Below are 22105 nucleotides of genomic sequence, written 5' to 3'. Positions count from 1 at the left end.
CAAAGGTGCAAAACAAGCGATAAGCGATCGGGATGATTGACTCATTCTAGCGGGATTGGTTGCCGCTTAGGAAAAACTTAAGACGGGGTTGATTATCTAGAGATGAATTTTTTAGTCACCCAACTAGGAGCAGAAAGCTGATAGCTTAATGCTAATCATTAATTTACATTCGCGAGAGGGCAGCGATTTTCGCTAGTTTATCTTTTTCCAAACCGTTGAGATCCTCTAGCTTTAACCATCCTTCCTTTAATAGTTGAGCAAAGACAAAAATTAGGGAAGTATAGCGATAGTCATATTTACCATCAATCTGATGTCGTCGGGCGCTTAGATAATCGTGCATTTGCCAGATATCATCTAAAACCGTGATCTGACCAGACTGTTCTTTAATATGTTCTATTAAAGTGCTAGTTTCTCGCTGATAGGCTTTTTGGAAAGCAGTTTGAGCAATTTCTTGTTCGGTATCTGACCAAATTATTTCACTCATAGGCATGATTTTAGTTTTAGGGATGATAATTTTTGGTTTTTGAACTACCTCGACTCTTTTCGCCGACACCTGTTAAGAATGATGTTTAGTTATTCTTACCTAGATCGGAGAAGAAACCGGTGTATTTACCAATTTTTTTAAGTCAGCCTTTTAATTGTAGAAAAAAAAGAGTTCACTTGACAAGGAACTCTAATAAGTTTCATCAGAATTTTTAATGATTTCTCTCAGTAGCTATTTAGCCACGGGCAAAGTTTAATAATTCTTTCGGAGAAGCTAATAAATCGATCGCTACGAAGAAAATTTTATTATCAGGAGTTAGGAGGAAGCGCCATGCCATATTCATACCCACACCTGCACCAAACCAGGGGGTTTGTACTTTTCCCGTCACTTTAATCTGAGTAAAACCGTCATCGGCGGGTTCCACTACGCCGCATTCGGGGATTAATTTCAAATTTTGGCATTCTTCCCGGAAAAAGCGATATACTGCCTCTTTACCGACGATGGGACGTTGGAAAGGTGGTTGCAGAGCGCCGTCAGGGGTGAATAATTCAATTAATACATCAAAGTCATTAGCGTTGAGGTTGTCCATATAGTTGAGGACGGTGGCATTGGTAACGCCTTCAATGCTAACTTTGGTCCGTTCGGCAATATTTTGGGGAGGAACCACGGGTTCGGAAATACGGTTATAATCGCCCAGTTTCTTGGGATCATAGCCCATATCGACCACACAATTCCGCAGAACGGTGATTTGTTGTCCCGACTCTAATTTTTTAATCCCGTCTAAAACGGCACTAGCATTAGCGGATAGTTGATAACCCTTGGGAATTGGGGCAACACTGCCATCTTCCATCCATTGTCCTAATTGATACCAGAATCCCAGTTTGATATTAGCAGACCAAGTGCCGTAGGTACGACAAATCGGGGTGTCAGCATGGTTGGCTAAGTCGCACATCACCTGCGATTGTTGCAAGGGTGACATCTGCCGAATTTCATTCATGGTTTTTTCGGCAAACACCATACTAGCAGCGCCGGGGGCGGCAACGGTGATGGTTTTGCCCATTTCTAGGTAGGCAAACCAAATCAAGGCTAGTTGATCTTCGGTATTCAGCTGATTGAAACGCGCAATCGTGGCGGGAACCACATCCGCTGATAGCGTGTTGGGGAAAATGCTCCGCGCTGATTCGATCGTAAACGGCATAGATTCACCTTGAAGTAAAGTTTTGTATCAATTTACTCTCATTCTATCATATTTGCGCCCCAAGGCAGCACCGATGGAGAAACTTTCCCAAAAAAAGCTGTACTTTAGATCACACTTGCCCGGGATTATCACTAAATCTTAATGGTTGAACAACTGTTCCATCACTTATTTAGGGTCTGCTGAAAAAGTTTTTCGGTGGTGGCAGGGTGTGGGGTGTGGGGTGTGGGGTGTGGGGTTTTACTCATTTTCAGGTGGTCAATTACCTAATTTTCAGGGAAAAAGTCCAGGAATTTTACCCCCGATCACTCCAATGCTAGGCACTTTTTGAGGTCAAAAAAGCCTAAAAACCTTATCCAACAAGCTTTTTAGATTTATTCAGCAAACCCTATTTAGGGTTTGCGGCAGCAGCGAGCGATCGCTGTTTGGCGATGCTAGATAACCGAAAGTATCTCTAAAGGATGATTTTTGCTGCTCTAACTCGTTTTCAACCCAGGACTACTCTTGATGATCCCTAGTTTTTTCTAGCATTTCTCACCCCGTAGCAGGCCGTAAATTTCATCCGTATAGTCATAAAACTGAGCTTGTCGTTTAATTTTATGATTACGATCTACGGGTAAATTAATTGTTAATTCCCGTTGTATAGTCCCCGGCCTAGCACTCAAAACATAAATACGTTGAGCCAAAAAAACCGCTTCATCCACATCATGGGTAATCATTAAAATACTACACCTAATTTTTTGCCAAATTTCAATTAAATATTCGTGCATTCTTTCTTTGGTTTGTACATCTAAAGCTGCAAAGGGTTCGTCCATTAATAAAACTTTGGGATGACAGGCAAGAGAGCGGGCGATCGCTACCCGTTGTTTCATCCCACCCGATAGTTCTCTAGGGTAAGCATTAGCGAATTGGGTTAAACCGACAATATCCAGATAATAACAGGCCACTTCCCAGCATTCTTTTGTCGATAATCCCTGTAGTTTTAAGCCAAATTCAACATTTTTTTGGATCGTCATCCAGGGATAGAGTGTATAATTTTGAAAAACCATGCCGCGATCGGCTCCTGGCCCTGTCACTTCAACACCATCAACGGTAATTTTGCCGGAAGTGGGCAGCTCTAAACCCGCAATCATTCGCAACAAAGTCGATTTTCCCGAACCAGAGGCCCCGACCGCACAGACAAATTCAGCACTTTCAACGTGTAAATTAATATCTTTCAGAGCGACCACAGCACCTCGTTTAGTGATGAAAATTTTATTGAGTTGAGTAATTTCTAAGTGCATTAAGGTTCTTCTCTTATCATTAAAATAACTTTACTGGTGACAGAATAAACTCTGTTATTGAGTTTTTAAGTTAACGAGTAATTGACCATTTACAAGTCCACTGCAAAAACAAACGAAAACTTAAATCTAGGGCAAAGCCAATAATTCCCAGGACAATTAAACAGGCAAAAATTTCATCGGTTCTCAGAAATTTCTGGGCTAATAAAATGCGTTTGCCTAAGCCATTATCGGCCGCCACCAATTCCGCCACCACTACCAAATTCCAGGCGGCCGCCATATTAACGCGAAAAGTATCAATAATATTAGGAATAATATAGGGAGTAATCACTTTAAATAAAACCTGTTTTCGCGTTCCTCCAAGGGTATAAGTTACTTCGATCAATTCACGGGGAATGAACTTAACTGCATCCATAATCATCAGGGTATTAAAGAAAATTGTCCCGATAAAAATCAGCATAATTTTTGACATTTCTCCAATACCCAAATAAATAACCAATAGGGGAATAAAAGCAGGAGCGGGCATATAACGTACAACGCCAATGATCGGTTCCATTAAACTACGAATACTCGGAAAAGTTCCCATTAAAATCCCCAGGGGAATAGCAAACAATCCTCCCAAAAAAAAGCCCCCAACTACTCGTAAAAAACTGGTAATAGTATCTTGAATTAAAAAGCCCTGTTCTGCCAATTTTCCTAAGGCCTGAATAACGGCTAAAGGAGAAGGCAAAAATACGGATTCAATGCCCGCAAAACTAGAGATTAGTAACCATAAAATCAGCGGGACAATAATAGAGGAAACCATTAAAGTCCATTTGAGGGATTCGGGAATATCCTCGGTAATCCGCCAAAAAGTGCTTTGAGGAAGCGTTTTAGGTGTTGTGGTCATGGGATTTTTAAAAGAAAAGAATAATTTTGATAGCCAATATCACCCAGTTAAGTAGTCGTGCAAAATTAATTTCTTGGTTAGGATAGGCAAAAGGCAAGAGGCAAAAGGCAAGAGGTAGTTAGATATGTGTAATTAATTTTTCTTAGGTACTTATCAAACAATTCTTGAAGTCAACTTATCTCCCTAATCAATCTTGTAGATAATGCTCGAGGGACTAATTAGGATTTTTTGTCTTGATTTGCCAACGCCTTGACAAATTGGGCATCGAAAATGGTTGTTAGATCGGGGACTTTTTTAATAAAGCCAACTTCCCTCATAAAATCAGCCATTTTTTGAGCGGCAAAGGGCATATTTTTCATGGTTTTCCCCGGACTAAAGGCTTCTAAGTTTTCTTCTAAGGTGAAAAACTTCGTTCCCTCTTTATATAAGTCCAATTCCTCTGGGCTAATGCCGGCACGCTTGGCCATAATCTCATCGGCTTTTTGGGGATTTTTAGCCATAAACTCTCGGACATCAAACCAGGTTTTTACGAGAGCCTGAACCTGTTCTGGTTTTTCTTTTACCAATTTGGCACTGACAACTAATAAATCGGGAATAGCACCGGGAAAAGCTTTAGAACTAATTAATTCTTTAGAACCTTTTCTTTTAAGGGCTGTTGACCAAAAAGGTGGAAAAGCACCAACTGCATCTACTTTTCCCGATGCAAAAGCGGCAGCAGCAGCCCCTGTTTCCATGGGGACAATTTGCACATCTTTACGGCTCATTCCCTCTTTTTCTAGGGCTAAACTGAGGAGAAAGTCACCGACAACGCCTTCTTCGACTGCAACTTTTTTGCCTTTTAAATCTTGAATAGTTTTAATCTCTTCTGTGACAATAATTTTATCATTTCCTGACGAATTATCATTGACTAAAACAGCAACTTGACCATTCACTGCATCTCCTGCAAAAGCGATTGTATCGTTGAGAGTTTGACTATTTCCATCTAATTGTCCGGCGGCCAAAGCTTGTAAGGATTCAAGATAACCATCAAACCATTTCATTTGAACATTAGCCCCATTTTTAGCAAATAATCCCTCTTCTTCAGCGATCGCCCAGGGCCACCAACCGGCCCAGTTACTATAACCAATGACAATGGGGGCAGTATTACTCAGAGAACTACTTGCATTGGGGGTTTGCTGAGGAGCTTGATTGCAACTAACGGTCAGGAGTAAGCTACTAAAAAAAACGAGAGGTAAGGAGAAAAAATTGCGCCGTTTCATAGGTAATAGCCTTTAGAGATGACAGATAGTAAAACAGAAATAAATCTCAAAAACTGTTACTGATTAACAATTCAAGAACCTCGGCCTATTGACTTGGCTTTTTAGCCAATTTAACCAGTCTTCTAAACCTTCTCCTGTTTGAGCAGAAAGAGCAATAATCTTTACATCGGGATTCATGGAGCGAACATTTGCTTCTAAACGTTTTAAATCAATCTCTAAATAAGGAGCCAGATCTAATTTGGTAATAATCAGACAATCCGCTTCTTGAAACATAATTGGATATTTGAGGGGTTTATCTTCTCCTTCAGTAATACTTAATAGAGCAACTTTAGCGTGTTCCCCTACCTCAAATTCGGCGGGACAAACTAAATTTCCCACATTTTCCACCAACAATAAATCAAACTCTTTGGGGTTATAATCTTCTTGGAAACGATGAATTCCCCCGGCTACCATTTTGGAATCTAAGTGACAGGAGCGACCCGTATTAATGGCAATTACCGGAACTCCATATTGTCTCAGGCGCTCTGCATCTAGTTCTGTAGTCATATCGCCTTCAATAACAGCCATTTTTAATTGATCTTTTAAGGCTGCGAGGGTTTTTTCCAATAATACAGTTTTACCCGCACCGGGACTACTCATCAGGTTTAAACAGGTAATGCCCCACTCGTCAAAATGTTCCCGGTTGTGATCGGCTCCTGCTTGATTGGCATGAAGTAGATTAATTTCTAGGGCCGCGTCAAAAGTTTGGTGCATTTTAGTTGAGAATGAATAATTGATCATCGAACTTGTAGAAGCGATCGCCGAACTTTGTTTAAGAATCTAAAGAATATTCAATGTGGTCAATTTTTAACTCTCGACCTGAACGAATATCCTCCATCGGTGATCGACAAGTTGGGCAGGAATATTGCTGGCCAATTTGGGGTTTATAATCCTTTTGGCAGCAATGACAATAAGCAATTAGGGGAATATTTTTAATGGCTAATTCCACGCCAGCAAGAAAAGTATTGGCAGTTTGAACTTCAAAGGCAAATTGTAAACTGACCGGTTCAACACAGGTAAATTCACCAACCATGAGATGAATTTTTTCAATTTTGAGCTTTTCAGGTTGGCTATCATACCAATCTCGAACTGTCATAATTAATGCCTTAGTCATATCAGTTTCGTGCATAGGAAATTACTGCCAAGGTTCGTCAACGGCCAGATTGGCTTGAGGATGAATATAATAGGGCTTTTCTTTACGCGGTAATTGACCTGAAATAACCAGATGGGCCATGGCATCACAAATAACACGGGTAGCCATCAAAGAGGTCATATCACTAATATCGTAGGGAGGGGAAACTTCCACCACTTCCATACCACAAATGGGAGCTTTTTGGATAATTTTACCTAATAAAGCTAAGGCTTCACGGGGTAATAAACCGCCAGGTTCTGGCCAACCTGTACCGGGGACAAAACCGGCATCAATGCAATCAATATCGAAACTAATCCAAACGCAATCCGTACCATCTAAAGCTCGTTCTAAGGCAAATTCGGCGGCCGCATCAATGCCTCGTTCCACAATGTCGGTGACGGTCAAAATATTAGTGGCCCGCTCGCGGCAAACTTTAACACCTTGACGGGGAACTTGCCAACCACCAATCCCTAATTGGACGAGATTTTTAGCAGGAGCATTTTTCATATTGGTGGCATGAAACCAGGGGCAAGTGTGCATCCGTTCATCTAAATCCGTTTCCTGGGTATCCACATGGCGATCAAAGTGAATAATACCGACTTTTTTATCCCCTAAATGCCGACAAATACCCCGCACTGTCGGAAAACCAATGGAATGATCACCCCCTAAAATAATCGGCAAGGCGCCGGAACTAAAGACATGGGCAACCCCCTTAGAGATTTGATCGAAGGACTTTTCATTATTAGCAGGAATGGTGAAAATATCCCCCAGATCACAGAGAGTAATTTGTTCCCGCAGATCTACTCCTAATTCAAAATTGTAGGGCGTATAAAGGGCCGAAATCCGCCGAATTCCCTGGGGACCAAAACGAGTTCCGGGTCGGTAAGTTGTCCCCGAATCATGGGGAACACCCACGATTGCCACATCATAATTGCCCACATTCCGCACATCTTCCAAATAGGGGGCCTTCATAAAGGTGTTAATTCCCGCATAGTGGGGTAACTCACCCCTGGAAAAGGTGGGAATACTGCGATCGCGAATACTATCGGCCGCCTCTAAACCGTAGGTTAACCCCTGAGAAACTTCCTGTTGCCAACCGGTTAGGGGCAAATGGCGTTCTTTTTCTAGGGCCTGTTGAGCTTCGGTTAAATGCGGGGGTTGAAAAGTAGATTCCTCGGACATCATTTCACCTCAAAATACAATAACCCGGGAGTCTTCAAAGACACTGCCTCAAAACAGTTATCCTTAAAGTCTCCCGGGCTTTTATCCCGCCGTGTAGCCAGCTTAGACGGAAAAGTTTTTGATCCGCTCATTTAAGACTAGCTTGCTCCTCTCGGACCTGACATTTAAGGACGCTTAAATCGGAACCCTAGAAGCAATTTTCTTGACATTAGACGATCTCAATCCAAAAAACAGTATCACAGACTACATAAAAGGGATTTTTCCCGCTTTAGATAACTTCAATAAAAAGCGACGGATTTGATATTATAGGGACTTTTGGATATATTATCAGAAGACTATTCCAGGTCAACCTTATGGAGAATTATAGGAGTATATTCTGGCAACTCCGGCAAGCAGAATCAAGATAGAGTTTAAATGCTTGGGAAAATAGGGTTCGCAGGCGCACGGATTTTCCATTATGAATATAATATCATGTCAAGGGGCTTTTGTCAAGAGAAAATTTGACAACATCCAGAAAAACCTAGCCGATTGTAGGGGTAATTCATGAATTACCCCTACACCTATTACCTAGTCCAGTAACCCACCACCAATCATCGACTATGATTGGAATGATTGAATGATGGACTATGATTGAATTAATCGCTGATAACTGATTACTGCTCACTGATAACTGATAACTGATGACTGATGACTGATAAAGCTATGACACTCAAAGAACAACTAATTAAAGAAATCGAGCAGACACCTGACACCCTTTTGACTGAATTACTTGACTTTTTGCTCTTTATCAAAGAACGACATACTGCAATAGAAATTACAGAAGAAGAGCAAGCTAACATAATCGCTTCTGAATCAGCTTATCAAGCAGGAGACTATCTAACCCTCGAAGAATATGAGGAAACTCAAGCATGAACTACAGAGTTATTATTCCGAAACCAGTTCAAAAACAACTAAACAACTTACCCAAACAACAACGCGAACGCTTAATTACTGCCATTAGACTACTTACCGATACACCTCGTCCTAGCGGAGTCAAGAAACTCAAAGGATATGATGACACCTACCGAATTAGAATAGGGGATTATCGCATCATTTACAAAATTCAAGATCAAGAAATGCTGATTATCATATTGAGTAGTATTCATCGAAAAGATGCTTATTGAACCTCTCAGTAGGTGGGTGTAATTCAATATAAGATGAACGTAGGTTGGGTTGCCTATAGATATTGCTAATCAACAGGATCATCATCTTTATGGAGTTCCCAAATCTTAAGCAAAGCAGAACCTCTCTATCGAGAAGCGATTAAGATTGTTACCCAAGTATTAGGGGAAAATCATCCCTATACCCAAACAATTATGGAGAACTATAAAACTATGTTGTCGCAACTCCGGCAAGCAGAATTAAAGGTAGAGGGGATTTTTAGATGGGCAAGATGAGTTAGAGTTTAAATGCTTGGGAAAATAGGGCTTGTAGGCGCACGGATTTTCCATTATGAATATAATATCATGTCAAGGGGCTTTTGTCAAGAGAAAATTTTTCTGACCCAGAAGAAATTCAACCTAGATAAAAACTGAGGATCAGAGCCACTAAAAAACTCATTAACAGGCATAAAATTCCGAAATAAAGGACGATTTTAGGACGGAAAGCTGATAGGAGGAGGATAAAAGCTTTAATATCAATGAGGGAAGCGACCAGTAAAAAAGCTAGAGTGGAACCCACGGACAGATTAGTAATTAAAGAACCGGGGACAAAAGTGCTAAGACTGGCATTAACAGCGAGGGTGAAACCAAAAAACAACTGCACGAGAATTTGAGTAACGGGAGTATTCCCCCAGGCAATTAATTGACTCTGAGGTAATAATAGCTGAAAGACACTAGCGATCGCACAGCCAATGATTAATAATCCCCCTAATTCCAGTGCTTCATCGATAAAGTTATCGAGAAATAACTGCAGAGAAATTGGCCAAGCTTGCCTATCTCTAGTTTTATACTCATAAACAAGACTGCCGACTCTTTGCAGGGGTTGACTGGCTGCTTCCTCCGGTAAAAAACTACCGGAAAGAACTAAACTCGATTCTAGGGGAATTTCGCTATCTGTGCGGGGTTTTTCCCGATAGAAACTAAAGAGAGTGCCGATAAAAATTGCCATTAACCAGACCGAAAGCGATCGATAGAAAAAAATACTAGAATAGGTGAAAGTCTGCCAAGTTAGCCAAAGAGTGACGATATTTAGGGTAGGTGCAGCGGTGAGAAAGCTAAACACCACCCCTGGGGGTACTCCCTCTAATAAAAATCTTCTAGCGACGGGAATCGTGCCGTATTGTCCGACGGGTAAGATTAATCCGATTGTACTGCCAACGATCGCTCCTAACAGTCGATTACGGGGAAATATCGCCGCTAATCGCTGTTTATTGACGAAAACCAGCAAAAAACTGGAAACGGCTGCCCCCAAAAGTAAAAAGGGAAGCGAGGTCAAGACTAAACTAAGAAAAAAAGTAACAGCGATAGAAATTTGATTCATGAATAGGGTTCAAGATCGGAAGCTATCCTACAAAATAGCAGATAAGGTAAAAAGTAAGTAGTCGTGCCAAATTAATTTCTTGGTTAGGATAGGCAAAAGGCACTCATGCAAAAGGCACTCATGCAAGAGGTAGTTAGATATGTGTAATTAATTTTGCTTAGGTACTTAAAAAGATCGGTTTTAGATGCAACAATAGGTTAGTTTGTTGAAATCAAAAATTAAAAAGAACGTAAAGCGATTAATTGTGCCTCAGCTTTATGAAGGGATTCTAACCATTCTTTTTCGGGATCGCTATCGGCAACTATTCCCGCTCCCACCTGTCCCCAAACGGTGTTTAAATTCCCTTGAGTAGTCATTAATAGGGTACGGATGAGAATATTCAAATCTAAATGACCCCGTAGGTCAATATAGCCACAGGAACCATAGAATAAATTGCGTCGCACCGGTTCCAATTCTTCGATAATTTCTAGACAACGAACTTTCGGACAACCGGTAATTGTTCCGCCGGGGAAAAGAGCTTTAATTAAATCAATAGCATGATACTTTTTATCTAATTTTCCTTGAACATTACTGACCAAGTGCATAACATGACTATAACGCTCGATCGTCAGTAATTCATCCACATCAACCGATCCCCATTCACAAACTCTACCCAGATCATTACGTTCTAGATCCACTAGCATAATATGCTCGGCCCGTTCTTTTTTATTCGTTAATAGTTCCTCGGCCAATTGTCGATCGAGTGCCTCGGTTTTACCCCGGGGACGAGTTCCAGCGATCGGTCTAGTGCTGGCTATTCCCCTTTCTAATTTTACCAATCTTTCGGGAGAACAACTAATCATTTCTCCCCAAGGGGTGCGCCAATAACTGGCAAAAGGAGAAGGGTTAATCTGTTGTAAACTGCGATAAATTTGCCATCCTTTTGCCCTAGTTGTGCTTTGAAATCTTAGGGATAAATTTGCTTGAAAAATATCACCTTTTCTGATATAATCTAAGGCTTTTTTAACAGCTTTTTCGTAGTCGAGTTGAGAAGTATAAAAGATTAAGGGAGAGGGATGAGGATCGATCAACTCAAAATCAGGGTTAGTGGTTAAAGATTGTTCGTATTTATCTAAATCTTCGGGTTTAGTGGCAGCTAACCAGAGAATTTGTGCTTGGTGATCGAGAAGGGCAAAACTATCTGGTTCATACCAATAAGCGACGGGAAAAGGGAGAGTATCAGCTTTCCTGTCGGGTAATTTTTCTATTTCCCAAGCTAAATCGTAGCCTAACCACCCCAACCAACCGCCATGGAAGGGAAGATGGTCGGGAAGCACATCCGATCGAGTTTGGGGGAGTAAACTGCTTAAAAAGGGCAAAATTTCGCCCAGTGCGGGGGTCCAAAGCTGACGCGGGGAACCAGCACAAAGAGAGTAACGGGAGAGGGAATTACCCGGATAGGGACTTTCTAGTAAAGTAGCGATCGCATCTTGGGAGAATAAGCAAGCAAAAACCTCGGAACCAGTGCGCTGATGCAGAGGAAGCGATCGCCAATGCCATGCTAAAGGTTTTTGCATCTAAAATCGCGGGCCAAAATAGCTGGGAAATTGGGTATAACTAGGGTTTGCGGCAAAAAGTTTTTCGTGGGGGTAGGGTGTAGGGTGTGGGGTGTGGGGTGTGGGGTTTTACCCATTTTCAGGTGGTCAATTACCTAATTTTCAGGGAAAAAGTCCCGGAATTTTCCCCCCAATCACTCCAATGGTCGGCACTTTTTGAGGGAAAAAAAGTCTAAAGACCTTATCCAACAAGGTTTTTAGATTTATTCAGCCAACCCTAACTAGGGTTTTGGTGTTAGTTGTGGGGGAGTTGATCTTTCCTATCTGCTAACACCTATTCTCTTCGTCCTAAATGTTTGCTGCCTCGTAATTATCCCCGATAATCGAGGTCAATTTCTTTAGAACCGCCGCGCTGTAATTGGCCTAATAATTCCCCTAACTGACTCCAAACCAAACCACCGATAAAGATAGTCATCGGGAGAGAGATAGCGTAGGCAACCCAACCATTGAGAATAAATATATCTAATCCCGAGGCGAGGAAAAGACAGATTCCGATACAAATACCAATAAAAGGAATTTGTAAGGAACTGGATTTTAAAAGATTTTGATCGTCTGAACCCTTATTTTTATACCAATTGTTAACCACTTGCTTGAGACTAGCTTCAAAAGCGGCCCCGCAGGTAATACCGATAAACAAACCGGCAACAACCAGAAAATAGGGCGGTTGGGGCAGAAAATAATAATCCATAGAAAAAGTGATTAACCGATGTTGACCTTAAACACTCTAACGCGAACTGGTTTCTCGCGGAAGGACAGCGGCCACACCTTGGGACGATAATTCCCGAAAAGCGCTCATGGCCACATCCAAGAGTCGCCGCGGTTGCAATTCTCCTTGAATTAAACCCCAGAGACGTTGCACTTCGGCAGTATGGAGACGGTCATCTTCCGTTAAAGCTAATAGCAATTGACGACGCAGATAACGACCTTCTTCCGAGAGAAGAAAAGTGATGCCTAATTGCGCGGTGGGCAGTAAATCGAAGTTACTTTCCGATCGAGCCATTGTAATCATGTTTTCTAGGCGTTGCCACTGGAATTTACCGTCTTTGAACAGCACATCCAATAAACGTCGGCGCAGTTGGGGCGATTCCCCGGTCAGGAGACGTTTAGCGACGTAGGGATAGGCCACTTGGACGATTTTGAAGTTAGGATCGAGGGTGAGGGCTGCCCCTTCTTGGGTGACGAGGGAACGAATAATCAGGGCGAATTTGGCGGGAATCCGGAAGGGATACTCGTACATCAATTCGGAGAAATCATCGGTAATGGTGCGGAAATTGAAGTCACCGACCCTTTGACCGATGGCATTGCCTAAAACTCGTTCTAGGGCGGGAATAATGGGTTTTATATCGGTTTCTGGGGTTAAAAATCCCAGTTTGACAAAGTTGCTGGCTAGGTTTTCGTAGTCTTTGTTAATTAAATCGACGACGCAACTGGCGAGGGTTTCTTTAGTTTCCTCCTCTAACTGGTCCATCATGCCAAAATCGATATAGGCCATGCGACCATCAAAAGTGGCGAAAAGATTACCCGGGTGGGGATCAGCGTGGAAAAAGCCGTGTTCGAGGAGTTGCTGTAATCCAGAGGTTACGCCGATTTTAACGATATTATTGGGGTCTAATCCTAAAGCTTTGATGTTCTCGGTATCGGTGAGTTTATAGCCATCAATCCATTCCAGGGTGAGGACGCGGCGACCACTATAACGCCAGTAGATACTGGGAACTTTAACTTCGGGGTTATTTTGGAAGTTGGTGGCGAATTTTTCAGCGTTGCGACCTTCGTTTTGATAGTCGATTTCCTCAAAGAGTTTGGTGCCGAATTCATCGACAATCAGGGTGAGGTCGTGGCCGAGATTGAGGGGTAATAAACGACCGAATTTTTGGGCGGCCCAGCGCATTAGGTATAAATCGAGGCTTAAAAGCGCCCGCAGCCCGGGCCGTTGCACTTTAACGGCTACTTCTTCACCGGTGGGGAGTATCGCTTTGTAAACCTGGCCTAAACTAGCGGCAGCTACCGGGGTGGGGGATATTTCTCGATAGGCTTTTTCTACAGGCATCCCCAATTCTGTCTCGATAATGGCAAAAGCAATGTCGTTATCGAAGGGGGGAAGTTGGTCTTGCAGTTTAACTAATTCGTCTAAAAAGTCTCTGCGAACGAGGTCGGGACGGGTAGAGAGAGCTTGACCGACTTTGATGAAGGTGGGACCCAAACGGGTGAGAATTTGCCTAAGTTCGCTGGCACGCCTGTATTTATTGGCTTCTTCTTGCTTTGTCCATTTGTCCCAGAGGAGACTGAGCAGAAATAATCCTAAAGACCAAATAATCACGAAAGCGCGACCGAACAATTGCCAAGGTTTGTAACGGTATTCTTGAGCGATCGCTTCTGCACTGTAAGGAGTGAACTGTGTTTCTTCTCGTTTCCGGTCAGTTTGACTGTCTTGATGCCGACTCACTAGCTAATCTCTATATATCTTACGCCACTTGACATTGTATCTAAGTTCCTGACATCAGTATACAAAACTACACATTATTTAATAATTGTTATAATTCCCTGAGAAATTATAAGTATTTATAACTAGACTGCTGGGGTGAGTTGGGCTGCCCTAACACCCCCAATCGGATATTTAAGCAATTTCATCGGGATTAATGCCCAATTCTCGCAGCTTTTGGGCTAATTTTTCCGCCCGTTGTTGTTCTCTTTCTTTGGCTAATCTTTCCTGTTCTTTGGCTAATCTTTCCTGTCGGGCCGACTCTTGAGGGGTGGGAACCAATTCACCCGATTCGGTGAAATAGCGCAATTTATTGGCAAAAATCCCTAAATATAATCCTAGTTGCTTACTCCATAAATAACCGTTTTCATTGGGGGTAATCGGTTGGTATTGTCCCTCGATTAAAGTGAATCCTTGCCATTCTAAAGTATTAGGATCAAACAAAAAATATTCAGGAGTCCGGAAAGTATGCTGATATAGTTCCTTTTTGGCTTTTCTGTCCACATTAGCGGTGGAATCGGAGAGAATTTCGATGATTAGATTGGGATATTTACCCCCTTCTCCCCAGACAACCCAACTTTTCCTGGTACGTTTCTCTGTATCTAAAACCACGAAAAAATCTGGTCCACAAAAATCTCGCTGTTTCAATTGCCTTTCGTTATAATAAATAGTCAAATTGCCCGAGGCATAGTAATCGTTTCTATCTTGCCAGAGCCAATCAAGACAAGATAATAATAAAATAATTTGTTGTAAATGCAGATCACTTTCCAAGGGTGGTTCATCACTCCATAAATCGGTGGGAGGACAGACAATATCGGTAGCAATATCTAGGGTTGTCATCGTTTATAAACCCATTGAGTCAATTTGGGGTGATTCTAGCAACAAGCCACAATCAATACAATTATATTATAAGTCTGATTGTTTTGCTTGGGGCGCATCTCATTTTTGTAAATCGACTAAGTTGCGATTTTTAAGGGGAAACTTTCTCCTAAAATCGGGCGTTACTTTCGGTTTTATCACTAAATCCAAGCTTTTGGAGGGTTCTACCCCCCAACGGGGTAGGGTTGATTCATAGTAGGGTTGATTCATGAATCAACCCTACTGGACTGTTTCAACTAAAATAGGGCAATAGATTTCGGCTTAAAGTCTTAGATTATAGAATTTATAGCATTTTTCTAATACACCAAATTAGCTGAAACAATCCACTACCGCGCATTAGTTTTTCGGTGAGATGCTTACACGCGATTGTTCATATTTTTGTACCAATTTAATAGTCACTGATAATTGCTAATTGTCGGTATTTCTGCAAATGTGAGATGCACTCCTTAATCTTCCGCTCGGTCCTAGGGAGATTTTTGTCAAGTCTGAACTCGAATTACTTAACAATTCGGTGAAGGTAAATCAACGAGAGCCGTTAATCTTTATTAAGGGGGATTTGCCCTCAATTCCCTTAGTTGAAGGACTTATAAAAACCAGAGGAAAGCAATTAAAATAATAGTGAGAGTGGCGGCAAAAATGAGAGCGTATTCAATTTTTTGATTGATAATACCAATAACCATGACTAGGGTAATTGCCAGAAGAAACACACCGATATAGACTAGATCTTGAGTACCTGAATTAACTAAATTATTATTTAAAGTCGGTGTGGGTGTGGGAGTTTGTAGAATTGTTGATGAGAGACTAATCGTGGAGGTAATGAACATAAATATTTATGACTACCATAGAACTAATTTTATACAGTAAACCGGACTGTCATCTTTGCGAAGGGTTACTAGAGAAACTAGAAAAAATCCGTCAACCGGAGTGGCAGTTAGAAATTAGGGACATTACCAGTCGAGAGGATTGGTTTAACGCTTATCAGTACGAAATCCCCGTCCTCTGTCAAAAACTAGCCACGGGGGAAAAAATCCTCCCTCGTCTTTCCCCCCGGGCAAATGCCGAACAATTAGCCCGTCTTTTAGCCAATAATTTAACCTAGGAGCTAATTAGGGTTTGCTTAATAAATCTAAAAACCTTGTTGGATAAGACTTTTAGACTTTTTTTCCCTCAAAAAGTGCCAGCCATTGCGGGGATCGGGGGCAAAATTCCTGGACTTTTTCCCTGAAAATTAGGTAATTGACCACCTGAAAATGGGTAAAACCCCACACCCCACACCCCACACCCCACACCCCACACCCCACACCCTACCCCCACGAAAAACTTTTTGCCGCAAACCCTAATTACCCGGACTAGGAATAACGACCGGACTAGGAGAGGGAGAAGACTGGGCGACCGGTTGCGGTTTGGCTGCGGGTTGAGTTTGATACCATTTAAAGTGTTGGTAGGCCGTGCGCGATATTTGTTGAATCAGAGTCCTAGCGTTGCTATCATTGTGGGGACGTTTCACCATCACTGCCCCTAGATAGCGTTTGCCGTTGGGCATATCAATAATCCCCGCATCCGCTAACATCGAGCCAATATCACCGGTTTTATGGGCAATATCGGCGGCTTTCTCGATACCTTGCGGCAGCAGGGTGCGAGTGCGCGTTTCCTGCATAATATTCAATAGACGATCGCGGGAACGTAAACTGAGTAATTCCCCTTGATTAACTTTTCCTAAGATTGTCACCAAATCTCTCGGACTTGTGGTATTGGTTCCTTCCAAGTCAGGTAAAGCGTTATTAATTACCGTACTGGTCAAACCCCAAGCTTGAAAACGCTGATTAAGAGCCTCTTTGCCGCCCATGCGCTTGATTAACATATTAGTAGCGGTATTATCGCTAATTACGTTCATTTTAGTGGCGGTTTCTAGGGCAGTATAGGTTTTATTCACTCCCAGATACTGCATATCCCCGGACCCACTGGCCAGGACATCCTTAGTGGCCACAAGGGTTTCATCGAGACGAATTTTCCCCGCGTCCACATCCTCAAAAAAGGCCACCAGAATCGGGATTTTAATCGTACTAGCGGCGGCAAAAATAGTATCTCCGCGAAAATTAGCGTAAGCACCGTTATCGAGGTCAATAAATAAAGCTCCCGCCTGTAATTTCGGATATTTGACCGCTAAAGCCTGTAATTTCTGGTTGAGGCTGCTCAGATTTTCGTTTAAAACTAAGGTGGTAGGTTTTGGGGTGACGGGTTTGGGAGTCGGGGAATTAGTAGCGGTGGGTTTTGGGTGTAGGGGTAATTTGCTCGGATCCACCACCGTTAAAACCGTACCAGCGATCGCACCTAAACCGACACCAAGGATAGAGAAGCGAAGAACCTGAAGGAGAAAAGAAGCGATTAGGTTAGGTTTACGTTGTTTTTTCGACTTTTTAACTGGTACAGGCCTTTTTTTATTGTTTGAGTCCAGGGACCTAGGGGACCCAGGACCAGATTGGACTTTAGTGGGACGACGAGTTACTTGACGAGTCACGGTTTTCCTCAAGGGTATCCAGATTTATTATCGATCGCTAGGAGAATTTTTTTTCTTGCCCTTGAGACTATCAAGACCGAGAAAAAGTTGCCCGATACTTTCAATATGACCGATAATGCCCCGCAGCAGGGCTAATTCCTCCACCGTGGGACGGGCCCGATGATAAAATTGCCGGAATTTCTCCATCCTAGCGGCGGCGGTGTGGGGGTAAAGATAGCCAATTTTGAGCAAAAAGCTCTCTAAGTGCTGATAATAGCCTTCTAGAGCCTCAAAAGTGGCATTGGGGAGCGTTTCTACCGGGGGTTCGAGCCTATTTTCCGTGGCCATTTGGTACAGTTCGTAGGAGCAAACCGCCACCGCTTGGGCGAGATTGAGGGAGGAATATTGAGGATTAGCGGGAATACCGACAAAACGCTGGGCGTGGTTCAGTTCGCTGTTACTTAAACCCCGGTCTTCTGGCCCGAAAATTAAGGCCGATTCCAGGTTAGGGGTGAGTAACCAGGGTAAGGCGGTCCGGGGTGTTTCGAGGGGAGTATTCAGGTGACGGGGTTTCGAGGTGGTGGCAATGATGCGATGACAACCCTGCAAAGCTTCCCCCAGGGTGGCTACCCGTGAACAGTTTTCTAGGACTTCAATTCCGTGTACTGCCATGCGTCGCGCTTCTTCTGCAAGGATATCACAGGCGGGATTGACGATAATTAAGCGACTTAAGCCCATATTCCGCATAATTCTGGCAGTGGAACCCACATTTAAGGCTCCGGCTGGTTCAACTAAAATAATTCTCAGGCGATCGAGTGGGGAACTCTGATTATTTTCATCTACACTCATAGATAAGGCGCAGTTTTTGACTTTTTAATTTTAATCATGGCACGTCAGCCCTCGAAGTCCGATCTTCCCAGTAAAATTTGTCCTGTTTGCGGTTTATCCTTTACTTGGCGCAAAAAGTGGCAAAACTGTTGGCATGAGGTCAAATACTGTTCAGAACGTTGTCGTCGTCGCAAGTCCTCGGCGAATCAGTAAAAAGCCGAGAATTTTAACTATCAAATAGGCACTCTTGCAAAGGGCAATTTTTAGCTGGGGACTTAGATGGATAATTAATTTTGCTTAGGTACTCTATTAGCTTTTAATTTTACGGCTAATTTAGTAAAGTGATACTTGGCTAAATTAACTTTTTCTTAAGAGAATCTGAATGCACATTGCCTGGTTAGGAAAAAAATCTCCTTTTTGCGGTAACGTTACCTATGGGCGAGAAGTGACTAATTCCCTGCTCGATCGAGATTATCAAGTCAGTTTTCTGCATTTTTCTTCCGAAAAACCCACCGTAAGCGATTGGCCTGACTTTTACGACGAAATCACCCTGCCACGTCTCTATAGTTCCCAAGTCTATACTATTCCCACCCTGAAATCGAGTCGGGTTCTACAGGATAAACTCAGGGAACTGAAACCCGATCTAGTTCATGCGTCCTTACCCCTGTCTCCCCTCGATTTTCTGCTACCGGAAATTTGTGAGTCTTTAGATTTGCCTCTGGTGGCGACTTTTCACCCGGCTTTTGATAGTAAAATTCGCAATCTCATCTCCAGTACCCAATTATTAACCTACCAACTACACGCCCCTTTTTTAGCTAATTACGATAAGGTAATTATTTTTTCCACCTCTCAACGGGATTTTTTAGTTAAATTGGGGGTTCCCGAAGAAAAATTAGCAATTATTCCCAATGGGGTTGATGTTAATAAGTATTGTCCAGGTCCCTCGAATATTAAAGCTCAATATAATGCCGATTGTTTATTTGTTTATCTCGGTCGGATCATGCCGGAGAAAAATGTAGAATCTTTATTGAAAGCTTGGAAAAAAACCAATTTAGGGAGTAGATGCAAACTGCTCATTGTTGGCGATGGTCCGTTAACTCCTTCCCTCAAACCTTTTTATGGAGAAGAAGATGGTATTATCTGGTTAGGTTTTATCGGCGATGAAAATAAACGAATTGAAATTTTGCGCGGGGTTGACTGCTTTATTTTACCCTCATTAGTGGAAGGTTTATCGATTTCCCTCTTGGAAGCGATGGCCTGCGGTGTTGCTTGTATGGCTACGGATGTGGGGGCCGATGGGGAAGTGTTAAAAGGTGCGGGAATAGTTCTAGATACTAAAGGACTAATTACCCAATTAAAAACTCTCTTGCCCGTATTACGGGATCATCCCGAATTAACAACAATTTTAGGACAAAAAGCCCGTCAAAGAGTTTTAGACTCTTACACTCTCAGCAAAAATATCGATCACTTACAGTTAGTTTATCAAGAAGTGTTAGCCAAAAAACAATCTTCTCTTAGCTACTTTCACTAAGGAATTTATATGACGATTGCCCGGACAATTTGCTTGGGATTTATTGCGGTAATTTTAGCGGGAACTTCCCTGTTGATGTTGCCTGTTTCTACCACCAGCGGCACTTGGAATGACCCAATTGTTGCCCTCTTTACCTCCACTTCTGCTGTCTGTGTCACCGGTTTAGCTGTAGTAGATACGGGTACTTATTTTTCTTTTTGGGGTCAATTATTTATTGCCTTATTAGTGCAAGTGGGGGGTTTGGGTTATATGACCACTACCACTTTTTTAATGTTATTAATTGGGCGAAAATTTGACCTGAGACAGAAGTTAGCGATTCAAGAATCCTTCGATCGACCTTTCCTACAAGGTAGTCAAAGTTTAATGAAATCAGTGATTGCTACTACTCTAGTTTTTGAGTTAACAGCAACCTTGATTATGTTAACTGTCTTCGCCCAAAAGTATGATTTTAGATATGCGGTGTGGTTGTCTCTATTCCATAGTATTAGTGCTTGGAATAATGCGGGTTTTGGCTTGTTTAAAGATAATTTGATGTCCTATCAGTCTTCAATTATTATTAACTTATCTATCACAGGATTGATCATTTTTGGAGGTATCGGTTATCAGGTAATTATCGAGTTTTACACTTGGTTTATTTACCGCTTTCAATATAAAAGAAAAGGCTTTGTTTTTTCTCTTAACTATAAAGTTGCTATCAGCACAACTATATTTTTATTAGTGATGGGAACCTTGGCTTTTTTACTTACTGAACAGGGAAATGGTGACACTTTGGCTAATTTATCAATTAAAGATAAATTGCTGGCCGCTTGGTTCCAATCGGTAACATCGAGAACAGCAGGATTTAATACCATTGATATCGGTAAAATTTCCGTAGAAGGTTTATTAATTACCATGGCTTTGATGTTTATTGGTGCCAGTCCTAGCGGTACAGGGGGAGGTATTAAAACCACAACTTTTAGGATTTTATATAATTGTACCCGCTCGGTTTTAAGAGGTCGTGAAGAAGTAACTCTCTATCAAAGGCGCATTCCTATGCCGTTAATTTTAAAGTCAATGGCGGTGGTTTTTGGTTCGGTTATAGCGATTATTATCTCCACCCTAGCTATCTCATTTGTGGAGACAGATTTTAAAATGATTCAACTGTTTTTTGAGGTGGTTTCTGCCTTTGGAACTGTCGGACTATCTACGGGGATAACCGCCGCCCTATCGCCGATTTCTAAGTTAATTATTGTTTTTATGATGTATCTGGGACGGGTGGGAGTTATACTTTTAATAGCGGCTATCATCGGCGATCCGAAACCAACAGTTATTAATTACCCCGAAGAAAACCTTTTAGTGGGATAATTAATATCAGTTATCAGTTATCAGTTATCAGTTTCTGAAGGCAAGAGGCAACAGGCAAGAGGCAAAAGACAGAATCTGGCAATTCTCCTACCTAAAAAGAAGGTTAGAAACTAAGCTCATCAAAGCTTTTAGCTTAACCAATTAGGTTTTAGTTTCGGCCTTTGTTATCAGTTATCAGTTTCTCCTGTCTCCTCAATCATTGACACCAGCATTTTAAATGCGTAACAGTTTAACTTCTTATGCAATCAATTAAATTTTTTAGTAGTATGCGTCCCCAAAATCGTCAATTTGCCGTCATCGGATTAGGCAGATTTGGGCGCGCTGTCTGTGAAACCTTACGCAAACAAGGTTATCAAGTGGTAGCGACAGATATTGAAGAAGGATTAGTAGCACAAGCGTTATCTGATCGAATAGTAGATAATGCGATCGAGCTTGATTCTACCAAACCTAACGCTCTGCGAGAAGCGGGAATTTTTGAAACCGATACGGTGATTGTCGCTATTGGTAAATACGTTGAAGAAAGTATCATTACTACTCTCAATTGTAAGGAAGCAGGGGTTAATTTTGTCGCAGCTAAAGCCTCCACAGAAATCCATGGAAAATTACTCAAGAAAGTTGGTGCAGATTTAGTAGTTTTTCCCGAATACGATGCCGGTTGTGAGTTAGCGCACCGTTTGACTAGACCATCAATTTTAGAACGATTTGATCTCGATCCCGAACATAGTATTGTCGAGTTAAAAGTCCCAGAAGCTTTTCACGGTAAAACCCTAGCAGAGTTAGAAATTCGTAATCGTTATGGGTTAAATATTGTCGCTGTCGGTAATGCGGAAAAATTCAAGATTAACCCCAATCCCCAAGAAAGATTATACAAAGATTTAGCAATGGTGGTGATTGGTTCTAACCGAGATATTCAGCGTTTACCGATGTAAAATTTAGTCAAATATTTGATCTACTTAGGGTCTGCTGAAAAAG

At 42.0% G+C, this 22105-nt stretch carries 23 protein-coding genes and 1 riboswitch; of the genes, 7 read left to right on the top strand and 16 right to left on the bottom strand.

Annotated elements, in window-relative coordinates:
- Positions 1–163 precede the first annotated feature (163 nt).
- The 8 genes from frp to RAM70_RS22380 form a co-directional block, all read right to left on the bottom strand.
- Entirely contained in the window at positions 164–490 is a 327-nt protein-coding gene (gene frp, locus RAM70_RS22415; protein ID WP_002746320.1) for a fluorescence recovery protein, read from the bottom strand.
- A 229-nt stretch (positions 491–719) separates the two neighbouring features.
- Positions 720–1682: an orange carotenoid-binding protein gene (locus RAM70_RS22410; protein WP_012265170.1), complete on the bottom strand. Its 963-nt coding sequence runs from the start codon at positions 1680–1682 to the stop codon at positions 720–722.
- A gap of 521 nt (positions 1683–2203) precedes the next feature.
- A complete protein-coding gene (locus RAM70_RS22405; protein WP_312675680.1) occupies positions 2204–2962 on the bottom strand; it encodes an ABC transporter ATP-binding protein in 759 nt (252 codons plus the stop codon).
- A 70-nt stretch (positions 2963–3032) separates the two neighbouring features.
- On the bottom strand, positions 3033–3848 hold the full coding sequence (locus RAM70_RS22400) for an ABC transporter permease (protein WP_312675678.1): 816 nt from the start codon (positions 3846–3848) through the stop codon (positions 3033–3035).
- A gap of 218 nt (positions 3849–4066) precedes the next feature.
- Positions 4067–5107: an ABC transporter substrate-binding protein gene (locus tag RAM70_RS22395; RefSeq protein WP_312675677.1), complete on the bottom strand. Its 1041-nt coding sequence runs from the start codon at positions 5105–5107 to the stop codon at positions 4067–4069.
- 63 nt (positions 5108–5170) lie between these two features.
- Positions 5171–5860, bottom strand: a complete 690-nt coding sequence (hypB, locus tag RAM70_RS22390) for a hydrogenase nickel incorporation protein HypB (protein WP_312675676.1) — start codon at positions 5858–5860, stop codon at positions 5171–5173.
- Between the two features lie 58 nt (positions 5861–5918).
- Positions 5919–6275, bottom strand: a complete 357-nt coding sequence (hypA, locus tag RAM70_RS22385) for a hydrogenase maturation nickel metallochaperone HypA (RefSeq protein ID WP_002731704.1) — start codon at positions 6273–6275, stop codon at positions 5919–5921.
- A gap of 6 nt (positions 6276–6281) precedes the next feature.
- On the bottom strand, positions 6282–7460 hold the full coding sequence (locus RAM70_RS22380; protein ID WP_045360572.1) for an agmatinase family protein: 1179 nt from the start codon (positions 7458–7460) through the stop codon (positions 6282–6284).
- Between the two features lie 68 nt (positions 7461–7528).
- Positions 7529–7662, bottom strand: a riboswitch (guanidine-I (ykkC/yxkD leader).
- Between the two features lie 500 nt (positions 7663–8162).
- Here RAM70_RS22380 and RAM70_RS22375 point away from each other — a divergent pair.
- Entirely contained in the window at positions 8163–8372 is a 210-nt protein-coding gene (locus tag RAM70_RS22375) for a DUF2281 domain-containing protein (protein ID WP_312675964.1), read from the top strand.
- Positions 8369–8623, top strand: a complete 255-nt coding sequence (locus RAM70_RS22370) for a type II toxin-antitoxin system RelE family toxin (RefSeq protein ID WP_002760924.1) — start codon at positions 8369–8371, stop codon at positions 8621–8623. Before RAM70_RS22375 ends, RAM70_RS22370 begins: the two co-directional genes overlap by 4 nt.
- A 391-nt stretch (positions 8624–9014) precedes the next feature.
- On the opposite strand, the gene RAM70_RS22365 is transcribed toward RAM70_RS22370, so the two are convergent.
- The 6 genes from RAM70_RS22365 to RAM70_RS22340 form a co-directional block, all read right to left on the bottom strand.
- Entirely contained in the window at positions 9015–9980 is a 966-nt protein-coding gene (locus tag RAM70_RS22365; RefSeq protein ID WP_045360577.1) for a permease, read from the bottom strand.
- A 218-nt stretch (positions 9981–10198) separates the two neighbouring features.
- Complete coding sequence (locus RAM70_RS22360) at positions 10199–11536, bottom strand: anthranilate synthase component I (RefSeq protein WP_312675672.1); 1338 nt, start codon at positions 11534–11536, stop codon at positions 10199–10201.
- Between the two features lie 349 nt (positions 11537–11885).
- Entirely contained in the window at positions 11886–12263 is a 378-nt protein-coding gene (locus tag RAM70_RS22355) for a hypothetical protein (RefSeq protein ID WP_045360581.1), read from the bottom strand.
- A 36-nt stretch (positions 12264–12299) separates the two neighbouring features.
- Positions 12300–14018, bottom strand: a complete 1719-nt coding sequence (locus tag RAM70_RS22350) for an ABC1 kinase family protein (RefSeq protein WP_312675670.1) — start codon at positions 14016–14018, stop codon at positions 12300–12302.
- Positions 14019–14189: 171 nt separating this feature from the next.
- Positions 14190–14894, bottom strand: coding sequence for a Uma2 family endonuclease (locus RAM70_RS22345; protein WP_312675668.1), 705 nt, complete (start codon positions 14892–14894; stop codon positions 14190–14192).
- Between the two features lie 623 nt (positions 14895–15517).
- On the bottom strand, positions 15518–15757 hold the full coding sequence (locus RAM70_RS22340) for a hypothetical protein (protein ID WP_287998445.1): 240 nt from the start codon (positions 15755–15757) through the stop codon (positions 15518–15520).
- Positions 15758–15765: 8 nt separating this feature from the next.
- Between RAM70_RS22340 and RAM70_RS22335 the strand changes: the two genes are divergently transcribed.
- Positions 15766–16032, top strand: a complete 267-nt coding sequence (locus RAM70_RS22335; RefSeq protein ID WP_002750529.1) for a glutaredoxin family protein — start codon at positions 15766–15768, stop codon at positions 16030–16032.
- Between the two features lie 237 nt (positions 16033–16269).
- Here the strand turns inward: RAM70_RS22335 and RAM70_RS22330 are convergent, their stop codons facing one another.
- The gene (locus RAM70_RS22330; RefSeq protein WP_287999658.1) at positions 16270–17451 is read right to left on the bottom strand and encodes a serine hydrolase; all 1182 of its coding nucleotides are present in this window, start codon (positions 17449–17451) and stop codon (positions 16270–16272) included.
- A 27-nt stretch (positions 17452–17478) separates the two neighbouring features.
- The gene (locus RAM70_RS22325) at positions 17479–18279 is read right to left on the bottom strand and encodes an RNA methyltransferase (protein ID WP_046662435.1); all 801 of its coding nucleotides are present in this window, start codon (positions 18277–18279) and stop codon (positions 17479–17481) included.
- Between the two features lie 36 nt (positions 18280–18315).
- Between RAM70_RS22325 and RAM70_RS22320 the strand changes: the two genes are divergently transcribed.
- The 4 genes from RAM70_RS22320 (at position 18316) to RAM70_RS22305 (ending at position 22062) form a co-directional block, all read left to right on the top strand.
- Positions 18316–18471, top strand: a complete 156-nt coding sequence (locus RAM70_RS22320) for a DUF2256 domain-containing protein (protein WP_002746413.1) — start codon at positions 18316–18318, stop codon at positions 18469–18471.
- A gap of 169 nt (positions 18472–18640) precedes the next feature.
- Positions 18641–19789: a glycosyltransferase family 4 protein gene (locus RAM70_RS22315; RefSeq protein ID WP_312675664.1), complete on the top strand. Its 1149-nt coding sequence runs from the start codon at positions 18641–18643 to the stop codon at positions 19787–19789.
- 9 nt (positions 19790–19798) lie between these two features.
- On the top strand, positions 19799–21133 hold the full coding sequence (locus tag RAM70_RS22310) for a TrkH family potassium uptake protein (protein WP_045360595.1): 1335 nt from the start codon (positions 19799–19801) through the stop codon (positions 21131–21133).
- Positions 21134–21372: 239 nt separating this feature from the next.
- A complete protein-coding gene (locus RAM70_RS22305; protein WP_045360596.1) occupies positions 21373–22062 on the top strand; it encodes a potassium channel family protein in 690 nt (229 codons plus the stop codon).
- Positions 22063–22105: the final 43 nt, after the last annotated feature.

Source organism: Microcystis wesenbergii NRERC-220 (genome assembly GCF_032027425.1).
In the GTDB taxonomy this organism is placed as follows: domain Bacteria; phylum Cyanobacteriota; class Cyanobacteriia; order Cyanobacteriales; family Microcystaceae; genus Microcystis; species Microcystis wesenbergii_A.
Note: the sequence above shows the minus strand (reverse complement) of the source record. Positions and strands in the feature narration are given on the sequence as shown.